Below are 16,175 nucleotides of genomic sequence, written 5' to 3' on the forward strand. Positions count from 1 at the left end.
CACGCCCGAAATTTCTAGCGTTTAGGTTCTGCGTCACCGAGCCAATGTGTCTCACACACTCGAAGTAAGTCGTCGAGTGGGCTGCGAGAATAATCTTTCAAGGCGATCGTTAGAGTCTTCTGATGACTGGGCAGATCACGTATCCGGTTGAACAGGCAGAACATATGACTCCAGCACTTTCACTTACGCTGCTCGCGTACGCTATCTTCATTACTTCCACCGCTGCCCACGCCCAACTCACGGACGAAGTCCCCTTCATCACCACCCCCGACAACGTCACGCTGGAGATGCTGAACAGCGCAGGCGTCAAACGCGGTGACCATGTGATTGATCTCGGCTCCGGCGACGGGCGTATCGTGATCACCGCAGCCAAGCGGTTTGAGGCGACGGGTCTGGGTGTGGAGATTGACCCGCGGCTGGTGGAAGCCAGCAACACCAGCGCGCGCAACGCGGGCGTGGCTGCTAAGGTTGAGTTCAGGGTGCAAGACCTGTTCAAGACCGATCTGTCAGCGGCCACCGTGATCACCATGTACTTGCTGCCGGAGTTCAACCTGCAGCTGCGCCCGGCCATCCTCGCGCTCAAACCGGGCACGCGCATTGTTTCGCACGACTGGGACATGGGTGACTGGTTGCCTGACCGCACCACGGTGCTGCCGGTGCCAGACAAGGTGGTCGGGCGCGACAAGTCGAGCAAGGTTCATTTATGGACGGTGCCCGCCCGGGTGGAGGGGCTGTGGTGTGCCAGCGGTCTGCTGCGTGGTGCAAGCCTGCGCCTGTCGCAGAAGTACCAGGCCTTTGAAGGCACGCTGGCCTGGCGTGACCGTACACGGCCCCTTGCGGGTTTGATCAGCGGTACCGAGCTTCGTACTCCCGCAGGCAGCAGCGGCGAGCTGGTGCTGCAGGCCGTTGACAACGTGCTGCGCATCACGTCGGCCCGCGGCAATCTGGCACTGGCGCAAGGCCAAACCTTCACGCGTACCGCCGGCGCGTCATGCAGCTGAGCTGACGCAGCCATGCAGGCCAAAGACATTCTTCATTTCTGGTTTGAGGAGCTGACTGACAAGCAGCACTTCGTCAAAGACCTCGCGCTTGACGAAACGATTCGCACGCGCTTTGGCGCAACGCTGGAAGCCGCTGCGCGGTGTGAGCTTTTTGGCTGGCGCGCGACGCATGGCGGTCGGCTGGCGGAAATCATTGTGCTTGACCAGTTTTCGCGCAATATTTTTCGTGACAGGCCGCAGGCTTTTGCACAAGACGCCTTGGCGCTGGCCCTGGCCCAGGAACTTGTGGCCAACGGGCAAGACCAGCTGTTAAACACTGCCGAGCGCCGCTTTGCCTACATGCCGTACATGCACAGCGAATCGCCGCTGATCCATGTGCAGGCCGTGCGCCTGTTCTCACAGCCAGGGCTTGAAGACGGTTTGAGTTATGAGCTACGCCACAAAGCCATCATTGACAGGTTTGGCCGCTATCCGCACCGCAATGGCGTGCTGGGCCGGGCTTCCACGGCTGAAGAAACGGCATTTTTAAGCGAGCCAGGCTCGTCGTTCTAGCGTGGCCACGGCGCCCGCTGAATCAATTCTGCACGTCCACACAAACTACCGCTGTTGGCTGACACGCCACGGCCGGGCCAGCTGTCCTAATGAAGCTTTGAGGAGAGTTGCATGGACAAATCAACAGCACCACCCGCCGCTGAGCCTGTTCCCCTGGCTGGCACGATAGCAGGCTGCGTGACTTACAGGCCCGGTGATGGCGCGCCGATTGAAATACCGATGGGTCCGGTAGAGGTGACGCTGGCACCCGACAGCGCCACGCTGAGCTGGGACGCTGGCGACGGCGTCGCAGGGCTCACCGCCATGCCGCGCACGCAGTTTGACGACTATGTGAAGAAAGGCTTGATCGCGATGGGGGCCAGCAAGCCCGGCAAAGCGGCAGCCTGACGGTTTGTCGATCGGGGCCGGCGAGCGCGGTTGGGCCAGCAAGGCGAAAATACGTCTTGACTCCAACAACCTCCAAAGAGACAAGCCCCCATGACCCAAACCACCCAAGCCCGCTCCATCCAGCTCACCGAATTTGGCGCCCCCGAGGTGATGCGCCTGGCCACGCTGGACTTGCCCGCGCCCGCTGCTGGCGAGGTGCAATTGCGCCAGACGGCGATTGGCTTCAACTACATCGACATCTACCAGCGCGCGGGCAAGTATCCGCTGCCCACGCCGACAGGCCTGGGGCATGAGGCAGCTGGTGTGGTGGAAGCCCTTGGTGATGGCGTAACCGACCTGAAAGTGGGCGACCACGTGGTGTACATGAACGCCGGGGTTGGCGCTTATGCCGACCGGCGCAACGTGCCGGCAGCCAAGTTGGTGAAGATTCCGGCAGGTATCAGCGACGAGGCCGCTGCCGCGGTGTTCTTCAAAGCCATGACGGCGCAGTACCTGGTGAAGAAAACCCACTCGGTGCAGCCGGGCGATGTGGTGCTGGTGCATGCTGCTGCTGGCGGTGTGGGGCTGATTCTGTGCCGCTGGGCCAAGGCGCTGGGCGCCACCGTGATTGGCACCGCAGGCTCCGCCGCCAAATGCGCGCTGGCCGTGGCCGAAGGCGCTGATGTGTGCATTGACTACACCCAGCCCGACTGGGTGGCGCAGGTGATTGCTGCCAGTGGTGGCCGCAAGGCACGGGTGGTGTATGACTCGGTGGCGCAGCACACCTTCATGGGCTCGCTCGATTGCGCCGCGCCCTTCGGCATGGTGGTGCTGTACGGCGCCGCTTCCGGTCCGGCCCCGGCAATAGAGCCCGAGCTGCTCAACAAGAAGGGTTGCCTCTTTCTCACGCGGCCTTCGGTCTTCCCGCACAACGCTGACCCGATCACCTTCCGCGCCAATGCGGCCGATGTGTTTGCGGCGATGGCCAGCGGCGCAGTGCGTGCAACGATTGGCGCACGCTTTTCGCTGGAGCAGTTGCCAGACGCTCACCGTGCCGCCGAAGCCCGCCAGACGACGGGCGCCATCGTCATCGTGCCTTGAAGCCCTTGCAGGCCAATCCGTCCAGGTCTGGTGCACTCGGCAGCAATGTGCCAGCAGCGGGCAGGACGCTGTTCAGCCCGGCAGCAGACCGCAACAAGCAGGACATCCTGGCCACACTGCGCGAGGTGCTGGCGCCCCGGGCCGCTGGCGGCAACGCACTGGAGGTCGCTTCGGGCAGCGGCCAGCATGTGGTGTGGTTTGCGCGGCACCTGCCGCAGTGGACCTGGCAGCCCAGCGATCCGCTGCCCGAGGCGCTGGACTCGATTGCAGCGCTCACCACGGCCGAGGGCCTGACAAATGTGCGCCCGCCCCTGCAGCTGGATGTGATGGCGCCCGCATGGCTGCCCGACCATACAAAGTCCGACGCCCAGTTCGACGCAATTTACTGCGCCAACATGCTGCACATCGCGCCGTGGGCCGCCTGCACCGCGCTGATGCACGGCAGTTCGCGGCACCTGGCACCGGGTGGTGTGCTCATCACCTACGGGCCGTTTCTGGAGCGTGACGTGCCTACCTCCGAGGGCAATGCGGCGTTTGACCAGAGCCTGCGCGCACGCGATGCTGCCTGGGGCATTCGCCAACGCGAAGCGGTGGAAGCCGAAGCCCACAAGGCCGGGCTGCGGCTCGCAGCGCGGCACGCCATGCCGGCCAACAACCTGTTGCTGGTGTGGAGGCAGGCCTGAATGACGATGCCTCCGCTTCGCCTTGCGCTGCTGGTGTCGCTGGCCATGCTGGCCTTTGCGGGCAATTCGCTGCTGTGCCGCATGGCGCTGAAAGCCACCAGCGCAGGCGACTCGGGCATTGACGCTGCCAGCTTCACGGTAATGCGAATGGTGTCTGGCGCCTGCGTGCTGTGGCTACTGGTGCAACTGCGCGGTGGCGCCCAGCGCAGCGTGACACTGGGGGGCAACTGGCTGTCGGCCGCCGCCCTGTTCGCCTACGCCATGTGCTTTTCGCTGGCCTACGTCAGCATGCCGGCGGCCACGGGCGCACTGCTGCTGTTTGGCGCCGTACAGGCCTCGATGACGGGCTATGGTCTCTGGCAGGGCGAACGTCTGGGCAGGCGCCAGCTGGCTGGCCTGGCGCTGGCCTTGGCGGGGCTGGTGGTGCTGATGCTGCCGGGGCTGGCCACACCGTCGCTGCTCAGTGCGGTGCTGATGATCACTGCCGGCGTGTCGTGGGGCATCTACTCGGTGCGCGGCAAGCGAGGTTCTGCGCCTGGCGCAGCCGCCACAGACCCGACGCGCGAGACAGCAGGCAACTTTGTGCGCACCGTGCCCATGGTGTTGCTGTGGGCGCTGATCGCGCGCCACCAGCTGACGCCCGATGGCACGGGGCTGTGGCTGGCGTTCCTCTCGGGCGCGGTCACCTCTGGCTTGGGTTACGCGATCTGGTACCACGCCCTGCCCGCCCTGAAGACCACGCAGGCGGCAGTGGTGCAACTGAGCGTTCCGGTGATTGCCGCGCTGGGCGGTGTGGTGCTGCTTGCTGAATCACTCTCGCTACCGATGGTGCTGGCTTCTGCGGCAGTACTCGGCGGTATTGCACTGGTGACGCTGGTCAGGAAATAGGTGTCCCCGCGCCTGACGGCAAGAGCCTAGCCGATACCCGTCAGCGCGAGATAGGCCCGGCGCGTGTCGGCCCCCACCGCCGCCAGCACTTGCGCGTGGCTGGTCTTGTGACGTGCGAGCAGGCGCGCATCTGCCACTGCGCGAGAGTTACAGAACCAGTGGCAGGTGTGCTGCATCAGGAACAGCTCGGCCGACATCGTGAAAGCCTTGTCGCGCGGTGTGCGTTGTAGGGCGTTGCTAGCCGCCTGCGTGAGCCCGTGCGCATGAATGGCAAGCGCCTTGCGCAAATCAAACGTAGCCTGCGGAAACATCTGCGTAGCCATGGGAATGCCGATGGGCAGCTTGCTCACGCGCGTCTCGACCTCTCCCCGCTTTGCAAAGTCGGCCACAAAGCGCTCGAACTGCTCGCACAGCTGGGTTTCGTTGGCGTCCAGATAGCGCCAGATCTGCTCGCGGCGCGTCGGGTCGGGCTCACCCAACGCACGCAGATAACCGTCGGCCACGGTTTCCATGAGTTTTTCAATCTGGAACTGCATCAGGTGCTGGCCCAGCAGCACCACGCGGCGCAGGCGCTCGCGCTTGCGAAACACAAAGAAAACCAGGGTGGCCAGCAGTGCCAGGGGAAGGAGGTCGATCACGGGTGGGGATGGATCAGGGGTGGGCCAGCAAGCGATGAAGAAGCTCGATTGTGACTTTCATCGGGAAGAAGGGCCGCAAGGAAGCGGTTCAACCTGAAGTGCCAGAGGGGCTTCGACACGGTTCGAGTCGGCATACTGTCGCCCTGCCACTGATGCCCACGCGCGGCCAGACTCAGCGGCGCGCAGGCGCCAAAGTGAAATAAAAGGTGGCGCCCTGATTGACCTTGCTTTCAGCCCACACTCGACCACCATGCCGTTCAATGACGCGCTTCACCGTCGCCAGACCGATGCCGGTTCCGGGGAAATCGCCCGGGGAGTGCAGCCGCTCGAAGGTACCAAACAGCTTGCCACCGAAAGCCATGTCGAAACCAGCACCGTTGTCTCTCACATAGAACACCGGAACGCCATCGCTGCCCGGCTGACTGCCCACCTCGATGCGCGGCGCGGCCTGCCGGGACGTGAACTTCCATGCGTTGTCGATCAGGTTCTGCAGCACCGCCGCCAGCAGGCGAGGGTCGCCCCGGCCCTGCAGGCCCTCCTGCACATGCACCTCGACCTGCGCTTCACGTCTGGGGTCGCGGTCGCGGCAGCTGGCCTCAATGCGGCGGGCCATCGCGGAGAGGTCCACCAGCTCCGAGCGGATCTGCTCCTGCGACAGGTGCGCCAGCGTCAGCAGCCCCTCGATCAACTCGCCCATGTGCTTGACGCCCACCCCGATGCGGTTGAGGTAGTGCTTGCCCTTGTCGCTGATGTGCTCGGACTCCAGCTTGAGCAGCAGCTGGCTGAAACCATCGACCGTGTTCAGCGGCGAACGCAGGTCGTGCGAAACGGAATAGGCGAACGACTCCAGCTCCTTGTTGGCAGCGGCCAGCTGGGCGGTGCGCAGTTCCACGCGCGCTTCCAGTTCGCTGTTGAGCGTCAGGATTTCCTGCTGCTGATGGCGGCGCTCGGACACATCACGCTCCACCGCCACCCAGTGGGTGTAGCGACCGGTGGGGTCGGCAATCGGCGTCACATCGATCTCCAGCCACAGCGCCTGCCCCGACTTGGTCTGCACCACCACCTCGCCGCGAACCGGCTGCCACTTCTGCATGGCGGCGCGAATGCGCTCCCGCTCCGCCCGATGGCTGTGCGGCGCCCACACAAAGCCGGGCGTGTTGCCCACGGCTTCCTCGCGGGTGTAGCCGGTGTGGCGCTCGAAAGCATCGTTCACAAAGACGATGCGCGGCGTAGACTCGCCATCGTCTGGCGCCTGCATGATGACCACGATGTCATTGAGGCGCGAGACTGCCGTTTCCAGCAGTCGCAACTGATCCTGCTGGGCACGCAGGGCGGTCACGTTCTGGAAGTACACCGCCAGCCCGGCATGGGTGGGATAGGCGTGGATGCTGAACCACGAATCCAGCGGTTCGTAGAAGTTGTCGAACTGCGCGGTACGCCGGGTCGCCATGGCCTGGCGGAACTCGGTTTCGACAATCGTGCCCAGCGTGAGGGGGAACACCTCCCAGAAGTTCTTGCCCAGCAGGTCATGCCGCGAGAGCTTGAGCATGTGCTCGGCATGGCCGTTGACGAAGCGGAAGTTCCAGTCCCTGTCCATCAAAAGAAAACCGTCGGTGATACTCTCCAGCGTGTCGGTGAGCTGCACTTCCAGCGCCCGCATGCGCTCTTCGGCCAGTTTCTGCTCGGTGATGTCCTGGAACGCGCCCTGCAGGCGAACGATGTTGCCATCGGCATCGCGCTGGGCTTCACCAATGGAGCGCACCCAGATCTGCCGGCCCTTGGCGGTGAGTTTGGGCAGTACGAACTCATAGGGCGTTCCGTGCTGGGCGCAGGCCTCGACATGGCGGATCACGATGGAGCGGTGCTCTGGGAGAAAGTAATTGATGCCCTCCTGCAGCGTGGGCACATAACCGGGTGGCACATCGTGAATGGCACAGTTCTCGTCGGACCAGGTGAGCTTGCGCTCGGGCAGGTCTATCGTCCAGCCGCCCAGGTGCGCCACACGACCGGCGATACGGTTCATCAGCATGTTTTCTTCCAGCCGCACTGCTGCCTGCTTCAGCTCGTCAATGTCTGTGAAGGTGCCGACCCACTGGATCACATAGCCCATGGCATCGCGCTGGGGAACGGCGCGGCCCAGCATCCAGCCGTGGTGACCATCGGCACGGCGGATGCGGCATTCGCCCTCGAACGATTCACCGTGGGCCAGGGCGTGTGACCATTGCGTGGTGACGCGGGCCAGGTCGTCGGCGTGAAGCTGGGCCAGCCAGCCGGCAGACAGGCTCTGCTCGGCAGGCAGGCCGGTGTAGTCGATCCACTTGCGATTGAAGGCGGTGCAGCGTCCGTCAGCGCTGGCCAGCCACACCATGTGCGGCATGGCGTCCATCAGCATTTCCAGCTGGGGTTCTGTCACGCTGCAAGCCTTTGCTGGCGCGCTGGCTTGCCAGCAGATTGAATGGGTACATGGACAGGCACAGGCCAATGGCAGTCCGGCACCACGACGGTGCGGCCATCCCTGGACGATGCTTTCTGCTGGCTCAACTGCATGTGTGTCTTTCCGCGCGTGAAGCCCATCAGCGGTGTCCTGCAGCAGCCCGCGCTGCCCTGCAGAAGGGAAACACAGAAGCGCATGAACACGATCAAATGACGTCACGCGCCCTCTGAGTTTAGCGCGTGAAATTTGCACGGTCCGCGATTTGTCTCACCTCGTTTTCGGCTTCACGCGACGGTAGTTCATTGGTTCTAAACAGCCGATGAAAACGGGTAAAGACAGACGACCAAATGCCTTCTTTAGAACTACATCCCGTGCATGGTCTGCGTGCACTGCGGCGCACGTTGGATGCAGGCCGGAATAAAGGCGAGAACACAGATGAGCATGCAGACATGAAAAAACCGCCCCTTGGGGCGGCTTTTCACGGGGCAGCGCTTGATTGCCTACTGGCCGAGGAGGATCTGGAAGATCAAGCCCGTGTTGTTGGCAACCAGAACATAGTCGTTGCCGGTCTGGACCCAGTGGTAGCCCGCAGGCGGCGCACTGAGTCGATGGCCACGCCAGTCGTCCACCCAGTAGCCACGGTCACGGTACTGCACCGGCAGACGCTGGCCTTTGTAGAAGGCGTGGTCGGGTCCGGCACCGCGCCCGCCAGCCTGCGAAAACGCAGGCGGGCCGCGCCGGCCGTTGTCGCTGTTTTCATAGCGGCGACCGTCATCATGGTCACCGCCATGCTTGCCGTGGGCCTTCTGGTGCTTTTTGTACTGCTTGTGGTCGTCGTGTCCACGCTTGTCGTGGTCCTTGTCCTTGGCCAGCGCAAGGCCGCCAAAGGCAAGGGAGGCCACCGTCAGGACGGCCATCAGGGTTTTGTTATTCATGCGGTTCTCTCGTGAAGATCGTGAAGGATGCGCGGCGGCGCTTCAGTGCGCCGCCGGCCGGGCTCAACCGCGATTACCCGCGATTGCGCCTGTCGTTCTGGATCATGCGTTCGATCTGGTCGCGCAGCGCAGCCACTTCATTGCGCAGCTGGCGGCGTTCCTGCTGGGTCACCACACCATCGGCCTTGAAATCCATTTCATGGCGCTGGATTTGCCGCTCACGGCGCTGCAGCCGTTGCGCTTCGCGCTGGCTGATGCGTCCCATGCGCACACCTTCGTCAATGCGCTGGCTGACGTTGTACTGGGCGTTGTCGATGCCGGGTGTATTGCCTGCATTGCCGGGGTATCCGGGCTGACCGGGTTGACCCGCCACGGCACCGTTGGCGATCAGGCGTTCGACTTCATTGCTCAGGGCAGCGAGGTCGGCACGGATCTGCTGGCGCTCCTGGGGTGACATGTCACCGTTGGACTTGTACTGACTTTCACGGGCGGTGATTTCGCGGTCGCGGCGGTACAGGGACTGCGCTTCGGCTGGCGTGATGCGCCCTGCCTGCATGCCCTGCTGGATGCGGGCACTGATGTTCTGCTGCGTCTGGTCAATCTGCGGCGTGTAGGTGGTCTGCGCCATCACTGGGGCAAACGCCATGCCTGCGAACAGTGCTGATGCGATGAAAGAGGCTTTGAAAATTTTCGATGTCATGAGGTTCTCCTGCGTGTGGATGGACTGACCAACCACCGGGGTGTGACCTGCAGGCCCCAGAACGGATTCCAGAGCGCGCAAGCCACACATCAGGCGGCGACCGGGGCACCGCTTTCTGAAGGCGTTTGTGCTGTCCCGGTGAATGCATTGTTGGACTGCGATTGCAAAGCGCGTGTAAGCCAATCAGAGCTTTACCGGGTAATTACCTCGCGATTGCAATGGTGTCCAGATGCCTTGCACCGCCCTTCCAGAGATGCGCTGGCATTCAGTTCGCCAGCGGGTGCCCCGCCGCCTCGACAAAAGGCTGCAGCAAGCCGTGCACTCTCAGCTGGAATCATGCGTGCAGCCAGTCGGACGGGGCCCCGAGTTCGTAAAGCTGGCCGTGCTTCACGCGCGCTGCTCTGAATCGCCAATCGCGTGCTTAGGGTGAAATCCGCCAAGGGTGGGGCTGGAAATCAGAGCTTTTTACCCCCAGTTCCTGTGGGTCACCTTGTGGATAAAAGGGTGGAAAAAGCGCGCAGGCCTTGCCAGCATTGGGCTGCAACGGGATGCCTGCAAAATGCTCAGCCCCACGCCGCCGAGGGTCGGGCCGAAAATGCTAACTTCCTTGCCATCGACCGGATAGGAAGTCCGGCACTCACTTCGACTGGAACGCTCCGATGCTGCAATCCCTGCAAAGCCTTTTTGATTCCTTTGTGTCGGCAAGCACCAGCGCGGCCCCCGCCGACCGCGAGCATGCGCTGCAACTGGGCACGGCGGTGCTGCTGGTGGAAGTGATGCGGGCCGACCCGCAGATCCAGCCCGCCGAGCGCAGTGCCGTGCTGGGTGCGCTGCGCGCCAAATTTGCGCTCAGCAGCGCCGAGCTGGAGCGGCTGGTGGCGCTGGCTGAGCAGGAAGCGCAGGGGCTGTACGACTACCACCGCTTCACCTCACGAATGAACGAGCACTTCACCCAGGCCCAGAAAATACGGGTGGTCGAGGCGATGTGGGAGGTGGCGTATTCAGACGCGCACCTGGACGCCCACGAGAACCACCTGATCAGCAAGATCGCCGGCCTGCTGCACGTGACCCATGGCGAATACATCGCCGCCAAGATGCGCGCCAAGGAGGCGGCCGGGCATCACTGACGTGTGCTGAACGGCGTGCCTCAGGGCTTGCTGCGCGAGTCGGGGCGTGGCAGCTTTTTCAGCTTCACCAGCCGCGCGGTTTCGATCTTGTCTTTCTTGACCTGCCGTTCCGCATCGAGCAGACGCCCTGCCGCCAGCCAGCTGGCGAACTCTTCCGGCGTTTCCAGCGTGATGCGGCCCAGCGTGGCGGCACGGAATTCGTGGATCACGATCTCGGCCGCTTTCTGCAGGTTGACCCGTGAACCCGGCAGCACCGCACCGCGTTTTCGGCCAATGGCTTCGAGCATCTGCTCGTCGGTCACGCCGGGCGGTACCCCCACCTTGTACCTGGCCTGCAGCAGCGCGGGGTAGTGCGAGATGAGGTAGTCGAGCAGCTCCAGCGCCACTTCTTCTTCGTCAAAGGCGTTACGGCCAATGGCGCCACTGGCCGCCAGGTTGTAGCCGCTCTTGGCGACGATGATGCGCGGCCACAGCATGCCCGGGGTGTCCCACAAATAAAAGCCGTCGGCCAGCACGATGCGCTGCTCCAGCTTGGTGATGCCCGCCTCGTCGCCGGTCTTGGCGGCACGCTTGCCGGTGAGGGTGTTGATCAGCGTGGACTTGCCGACGTTGGGAATGCCGCAGATCAGCACCCGCATCGGCTTGACCATGCTGCCGCGCGTGGGCGCCAGTGCATGGCAGGCGTCAATCAGCCGCCGGGCCGGCGTGGTTTCGCTGGCGTCCAGCTCAATCGCACGGGTGTTGGGCAGGCTGTTGTAGTGCGCCAGCCAGAGCGGCGTGCAGGCCGGATCCGCCAGGTCGCGCTTGTTGAGCACCTTGAGCGCAGGCTTGGCGCCGGTGAGTTCGGCCAGCATCGGGTTGGCGCTCGACCCGGGCAGGCGCGCGTCGAGCAACTCAATGACGACATCAATTTCCTTGATGCGCTCACTGATGGCTTTTTTGGTCAGGTGCATGTGACCGGGAAACCACTGGATGGCCATCGGGATCGTTCTTTCTCTGGTGAGCCGGTGAAGGGCTGAATTGTCGCCCGTCCGGGGCAGGCGGCGGCGGACAACCCGCAATCAGCGAAAATGGCGCCCTGTGGCCCGCATTTTCCGGCGCCAGTCCAACCCGAGTACCCGATGCCGCTTCCGAACGCCCCCACCCAACGCCCCAACACGGAAGTGAACCGTCAGGCCCACACCAAAGCCAGCAATGAGCTGCTGATCAAGGGCATTCTGTGCGCCATGATCGGCCTCGGCGTGCTGCTGTCGCCCTACTTCATCACCTCGCCAGGCATGCAGGGCATCGTGGCCCAGTCGGCGGTTGTCGGATGGTTTGCGCTCGTGCTCGGCTGTGCCTTCGCGGGCCTCTATGTGCGCCGGCGCATGACGGCCAAACAAAAGAACTGATTCCCGCGCAAATTACGCAGGTTTCGCATCCAGCGCATACCAACCATGGGCGCGTGCACTGACCGAGACACTGCCCAGCACGTGTTCAGTGTGCTTCAGCAGCGCGCGCAAGCCGCCGGGGTGACGCTGCGATCACCCCCCGCCGAGCCCACCACCTGTTGTGGCCGGGGTTGCAACGGCTGCGTGTGGGAAGGCTATTACGCCGCTGTGGCGTGGTGGCAGGAGGAAGCCGAGGAAACCATCGCCGCAACGGTCGCCAGCGCCACGCGCTAGCCTGGTGCCGTCAGGCGTGCGCCACTTCGCGCCGGGGAATGCCCAGCCGGTCGGCTGACACATACTGCTGGCGGTACTGCTCGAAGGGCATGGTGTCGGCAGCCTCGATTTTTTTCTGCTCGCGCACCGATTCTTCGCTCAACGCTTTCAGCCTTTCGCGCGCAGCAGCATCCAGCGGGGTATCGCGCAGGGCGCGCTGGGTTTTCTCGGACTGGGCGCGCGCAAAGCGCACAAAAGAGTTGTCGTGCTCGGCAGCCATCGCCGCCAGCACGCGCGCCGATGGCAGGCTGGCCGGGTCAAGCAGTGCGGCCTCGGCCGACACCACCGCTTCGCTGTAATGCGTCACGCCATGCGCCGCATCCAGCGCGGCAGCAATCGGCGCGCACTGGGCCACCACCTCGGCACCCCATTCGGTGAGCGGCACATCGCCCCCGCCACGTTTGAGCAGCAGGCCCGGTTCGCGGCCGCGCGCAGCGGTGTGGTGCTGGTTGTGCTTGAGCTCGGCAATTTCCTGCGGCGTGTCGTTCGGGCTGGGGGACAGCAGGCAGTGCAGCAGGAACACATCAAGAAAGCGCATGGTCTGCGCGTTGATGCCGACTTTCTCGAACGGGTCCAGGTCCATCAGGCGCACCTCGATGTACTCGACGCCGCGCTCACGCAAGGCGTGCAGGGGCCGCTCGCCGGGGAAGATCACCCGCTTGGGGCGAATGGTGCCGTAGAACTCGTTTTCGATCTGCAGCAGCGTGGTGGCGAGCTGGTTGTAGTCGCCACCCGGGTTCTGGATGCCCACCGCCTCATAGGCCGGGTACGGCCGGGTCAAGGCATCCTGCAGCGAGGCGCCATAGCCGTCAAGGCTGTTGTAGCTGACTGCCAGCGAGGCCTGTGCATCGCTCTGGTAGCCCAGCCGCCCCATGCGCAGGGAGGTGCCGTGCGGCATGTACATGGTGGTATCGGTGAGCTTTTGCAGCTCGTGCTGGCGCCCGGCGACAAAGGTGGAGCACACGGCCGGCGACGCACCAAACAGATACAGCAGCAGAAAGGCGTGGCGACGGAAATTGCGGATCAGCGCGAAGTATTGCTCGTTGCTCACCCCCGGCAGCGACCAGTTGTAATGAATGCCCGAAATGGTCTGCATGCGCCGCCCGTAGCGGTGCGACAGGCCCATGCGGTACACGCTCTTGGCACGTCCGACGTTGGACGAACCAAAGCGGGCAATGGGAATGGTTTCGTCGGTCGGCAGGCCGCAGGGCATGCTGGAGACCCAGAGCATCTCGTCGCCCATGGCCTGCATGGCCTCATAGGTGAACTGGTGCAGCTCGGTCAGCTCCTGCAGGGTGGCCTCTGCGCTGAGGTGGGCGCCGGTGACCAGCTCCACCTGGGATTCGCTGAAATCGGTGGTGATGCCTGGGTGGGTCAGGGCCGAGCCCAAAGCTGCCGGATGCGGCGTGAGTGCCAGGCCGCCGCCCGGCTGGGCGCGCAGGCTTTCTTTTTCCAGCCCGCGGCGCATGCCCTTGAGCCGTTCAGGCGTCAGCGCCTTCAGGCCGTTCCCGATGCCGACGGTTGCCGAGGCCGATGCTGTGTGTGGCGTGTTCATGGTTGTTATGCCTCCCCTTGTAACGGTCGGGTGTGGAACTTATCACACGTCAGCCCTTCGCGCTGGCAGGGCCTGGCTTTCCTGCACCGGCCACAGGGCAGCCCAGGCGGGCAGCCCACGCCAGTGCCGAATTGATGTTGCAACAGGGCGGTGCTGCGGTCATCGGTGGGCATTTGCTGGTAACTGCAGATGTCAGCGCACTGTCAGTGCAGATGTCAGCACCGCGTGACACTCAGGCTTGACAGGGCCGCCTGTCGGCCTCACACCACGACAAAGCGCCCTGCGAAGCCGCTGTGCTTGACTTGCCCGGGCGCCTGAACGACGATGAATCCCGTTTTCAGGGTTGGGTGAGCAGGTGCAGCGCGTTCCAGGCTGCCACCGCAGTGAACGGTATGAAACCGCGTGGAACTGGTATCGAATGAAAAATCTGATCAACAAGCTGCTGGGGCGCTCGCGTTCCGGCGACTTCGCCAAAAGCACTCCCAGCTCGGGCTTCATGCCCAGCGGCCAGGCCAGGGACCCGCGCGACAACCCGGTCACGATCGAGGACGGAAGCGACAACGCCACCCGCAGGCAGCTGGTTCAGGTGCTGATGCGCGACGTGATGCGGCGTCATGGCATTTCATCGAGCTGGCTGGAATGCCAGTTGCTGGTGGTTGCCAGCCGGACCAAGGGCGCTGGTCTGTTCGTCCGCCTGGTGGTGCGGCACTGGGACCAGCGCCTGATCAATCACATGCATGCCTTCCAGCAAACGCTGATGACGGACATCACCCGCTTTGAACCGCGCGCCACCGACTGGCTGCATGGCATATCCTGGCAACTGGAAGTTGAGGGCAGCTGCCCCTACACCGTGTTGCCGGAAAAATCGTTCTGGACCGATGGCGAAAAGCCAGGCGCCAGCACCTTGCCGGCTGGCCGCGTCTCGCCAGCCAGCGCCCCCGGGCGCGTGCCAGCAGCTGCGCCAGCTGTGGCCGCAGCAGCACCGGTGGCAGCTGCCGATTCAAAATCCCCGGAAGACACCGAAACACTCAAGGATCTGGAGCGCCTGTTCATGATTCGCGATCGGGAAATCAACCGCGAGAACAATGATGGCGAGCGCCCTGATTTTGAGGCCACGCAGCCGGCGTCTTATTCAGACCGCAGCTGAGCCCTCGCGCTCCCGGCACGGCGCCACGCACCTTGAGTGGTCCTGTGGCGCCGCGTCAGAGCAGCCTACCCCGTCCCTGCTCCGTCCCTGGTCAGGCACCCCATGACCACTGAACCCCTGGCAGACTCCCGCTACGCCGTGATGCGCCTGATGGTGACACTGGCGCTGATGACAGTGGGCGCCAGCGGCATGTATGTGGTGGCCGTGGTGCTGCCCGCCGTGCAGACCGAGTTCGGCGTAGCGCGCGCCGATGCATCCCTGCCCTACACGCTGATGATGATCGGCTTTGGCATCGGCGGCATGCTGATGGGGCGGCTGGCCGACCGTTTTGGCGTGATGCTGCCGCTGCTGATTGGCGCCTTCGGCCTCGGCCTGGGTTACCTCGCCGCCGCGCTGTCTGACAACATCTGGACCTTCACTCTCGCGCACGGCCTGCTGATTGGTCTGCTGGGCATCTCCACGACCTTCGCACCGTTGCTGGCCGACACCTCGCTGTGGTTTGTGCGGCGCCGCGGCATTGCAGTGGCCGTCTGCGCCAGTGGCAACTATCTGGGCGGCGCAATCTGGCCGCCCATCGTGCAGCATTTTGTGGAGACCGAGGGCTGGCGCCACACCTACATGGGGCTGGGCCTCTTCAGCGTGGTCAGCATGACGGCACTGGCGCTGATGATGAAAAAGCGCCCGCCACTGGCTGTGGCGGCAGCGCCCAACGCGCGTTCATCGGCCGTGCCCAGCACCCAGCCATTTGGCATGGCACCCGGCAAGGCGCAAACGCTGCTGTGCGTTGCAGGTCTGGCCTGCTGCGTGGCCATGGCGATGCCGCAGGTGCACATCGTGTCGTATTGCACCGATCTCGGCTACGGCGCAGCACGTGGCGCCGAAATGCTGTCGCTGATGCTGGCCTGCGGCGTAGTGAGTCGGCTGGTGTCAGGCATGATTTGCGACCGCATCGGCGGGCTGCGCACGCTGCTGCTGGGCTCGGCGCTGCAGGGCATCGCGCTGCTGCTGTTCCTGCCGTTTGACGGGCTGGTGTCGCTCTACCTGATTGCCGCGCTGTTCGGCCTGTTCCAGGGCGGCATCGTGCCGTCGTACGCCATCATCGTGCGTGAATACTTCATGCCGTCAGAAGCCGGTGCACGGGTCGGCACCGTGATCATGGCCACCATGGTGGGCATGGCGCTGGGTGGCTGGATGTCGGGCAAGGTGTTTGACCTCACCGGCTCCTACCACGCGGCCTTTCTGAACGGAATCGCATGGAACCTGCTGAACCTCGGGATCGCCGCGTTCCTGCTGTACCGGGTGCAAGGCGATCGCAAGCCGGCGGGCTGACCTCAAGCCATCAAGT

17 protein-coding genes are annotated in these 16,175 nt (G+C 63.9%); 11 read left to right on the plus strand and 6 right to left on the minus strand.

Annotation, left to right across the window (positions count from 1 at the left end):
• Window positions 1-164 precede the first annotated feature (164 nt).
• The 6 genes from AAG793_RS06850 (at window position 165) to AAG793_RS06875 (ending at window position 4,591) form a co-directional block, all read left to right on the plus strand.
• Window positions 165-1,001, plus strand: a complete 837-nt coding sequence (locus AAG793_RS06850; RefSeq protein WP_341905978.1) for a methyltransferase domain-containing protein — start codon at window positions 165-167, stop codon at window positions 999-1,001.
• A gap of 12 nt (window positions 1,002-1,013) precedes the next feature.
• The gene (locus tag AAG793_RS06855) at window positions 1,014-1,553 is read left to right on the plus strand and encodes a DUF924 family protein (protein ID WP_341905981.1); all 540 of its coding nucleotides are present in this window, start codon (window positions 1,014-1,016) and stop codon (window positions 1,551-1,553) included.
• Between the two features lie 111 nt (window positions 1,554-1,664).
• Window positions 1,665-1,940 carry a hypothetical protein gene (locus tag AAG793_RS06860; protein ID WP_341905983.1) on the plus strand — a complete coding sequence of 92 codons (276 nt, stop codon included), beginning with the start codon at window positions 1,665-1,667 and terminating at the stop codon, window positions 1,938-1,940.
• A gap of 90 nt (window positions 1,941-2,030) precedes the next feature.
• Entirely contained in the window at window positions 2,031-3,020 is a 990-nt protein-coding gene (locus tag AAG793_RS06865) for a quinone oxidoreductase (RefSeq protein ID WP_341905985.1), read from the plus strand.
• A gap of 68 nt (window positions 3,021-3,088) precedes the next feature.
• Window positions 3,089-3,703, plus strand: a complete 615-nt coding sequence (locus tag AAG793_RS06870; protein ID WP_341907637.1) for a DUF938 domain-containing protein — start codon at window positions 3,089-3,091, stop codon at window positions 3,701-3,703.
• A gap of 6 nt (window positions 3,704-3,709) precedes the next feature.
• A complete protein-coding gene (locus tag AAG793_RS06875) occupies window positions 3,710-4,591 on the plus strand; it encodes a DMT family transporter (protein WP_341907639.1) in 882 nt (293 codons plus the stop codon).
• Window positions 4,592-4,617: 26 nt separating this feature from the next.
• Here the strand turns inward: AAG793_RS06875 and AAG793_RS06880 are convergent, their stop codons facing one another.
• From AAG793_RS06880 to AAG793_RS06895, 4 genes are all read right to left on the minus strand, one after another.
• Window positions 4,618-5,229: a hypothetical protein gene (locus AAG793_RS06880; RefSeq protein WP_341905987.1), complete on the minus strand. Its 612-nt coding sequence runs from the start codon at window positions 5,227-5,229 to the stop codon at window positions 4,618-4,620.
• A 172-nt stretch (window positions 5,230-5,401) separates the two neighbouring features.
• Window positions 5,402-7,642 carry a PAS domain S-box protein gene (locus AAG793_RS06885; protein WP_341905989.1) on the minus strand — a complete coding sequence of 747 codons (2,241 nt, stop codon included), beginning with the start codon at window positions 7,640-7,642 and terminating at the stop codon, window positions 5,402-5,404.
• 521 nt (window positions 7,643-8,163) lie between these two features.
• Entirely contained in the window at window positions 8,164-8,598 is a 435-nt protein-coding gene (locus AAG793_RS06890; protein ID WP_341905990.1) for an RcnB family protein, read from the minus strand.
• A 73-nt stretch (window positions 8,599-8,671) separates the two neighbouring features.
• The gene (locus tag AAG793_RS06895; protein WP_341905992.1) at window positions 8,672-9,298 is read right to left on the minus strand and encodes a hypothetical protein; all 627 of its coding nucleotides are present in this window, start codon (window positions 9,296-9,298) and stop codon (window positions 8,672-8,674) included.
• 659 nt (window positions 9,299-9,957) lie between these two features.
• On the opposite strand from AAG793_RS06895, the gene AAG793_RS06900 reads away from it, so the two are divergent.
• Window positions 9,958-10,425, plus strand: a complete 468-nt coding sequence (locus tag AAG793_RS06900; protein ID WP_341905995.1) for a TerB family tellurite resistance protein — start codon at window positions 9,958-9,960, stop codon at window positions 10,423-10,425.
• 20 nt (window positions 10,426-10,445) lie between these two features.
• Here the strand turns inward: AAG793_RS06900 and ylqF are convergent, their stop codons facing one another.
• The gene (gene ylqF / locus AAG793_RS06905; RefSeq protein ID WP_341905998.1) at window positions 10,446-11,405 is read right to left on the minus strand and encodes a ribosome biogenesis GTPase YlqF; all 960 of its coding nucleotides are present in this window, start codon (window positions 11,403-11,405) and stop codon (window positions 10,446-10,448) included.
• Between the two features lie 141 nt (window positions 11,406-11,546).
• Here ylqF and AAG793_RS06910 point away from each other — a divergent pair, with 141 nt between their 5' ends.
• Together AAG793_RS06910 and AAG793_RS06915 are read left to right on the plus strand one after the other, a co-directional pair.
• On the plus strand, window positions 11,547-11,816 hold the full coding sequence (locus AAG793_RS06910) for a hypothetical protein (RefSeq protein ID WP_341906000.1): 270 nt from the start codon (window positions 11,547-11,549) through the stop codon (window positions 11,814-11,816).
• A gap of 45 nt (window positions 11,817-11,861) precedes the next feature.
• On the plus strand, window positions 11,862-12,089 hold the full coding sequence (locus AAG793_RS06915; protein ID WP_341906004.1) for an oxidoreductase-like domain-containing protein: 228 nt from the start codon (window positions 11,862-11,864) through the stop codon (window positions 12,087-12,089).
• A 10-nt stretch (window positions 12,090-12,099) separates the two neighbouring features.
• Here the strand turns inward: AAG793_RS06915 and gshA are convergent, their stop codons facing one another.
• Entirely contained in the window at window positions 12,100-13,683 is a 1,584-nt protein-coding gene (gshA, locus tag AAG793_RS06920; RefSeq protein ID WP_341906006.1) for a glutamate--cysteine ligase, read from the minus strand.
• Between the two features lie 418 nt (window positions 13,684-14,101).
• Here gshA and AAG793_RS06925 point away from each other — a divergent pair, with 418 nt between their 5' ends.
• A complete protein-coding gene (locus AAG793_RS06925) occupies window positions 14,102-14,830 on the plus strand; it encodes a hypothetical protein (RefSeq protein ID WP_341906009.1) in 729 nt (242 codons plus the stop codon).
• A 102-nt stretch (window positions 14,831-14,932) separates the two neighbouring features.
• Window positions 14,933-16,159, plus strand: coding sequence for an MFS transporter (locus tag AAG793_RS06930; RefSeq protein WP_341906012.1), 1,227 nt, complete (start codon window positions 14,933-14,935; stop codon window positions 16,157-16,159).
• The last annotated feature ends 16 nt before the right edge of the window (window positions 16,160-16,175 follow it).

The organism is Polaromonas sp. YR568 (assembly GCF_943372955.1).
Lineage (GTDB): Bacteria > Pseudomonadota > Gammaproteobacteria > Burkholderiales > Burkholderiaceae_C > Polaromonas.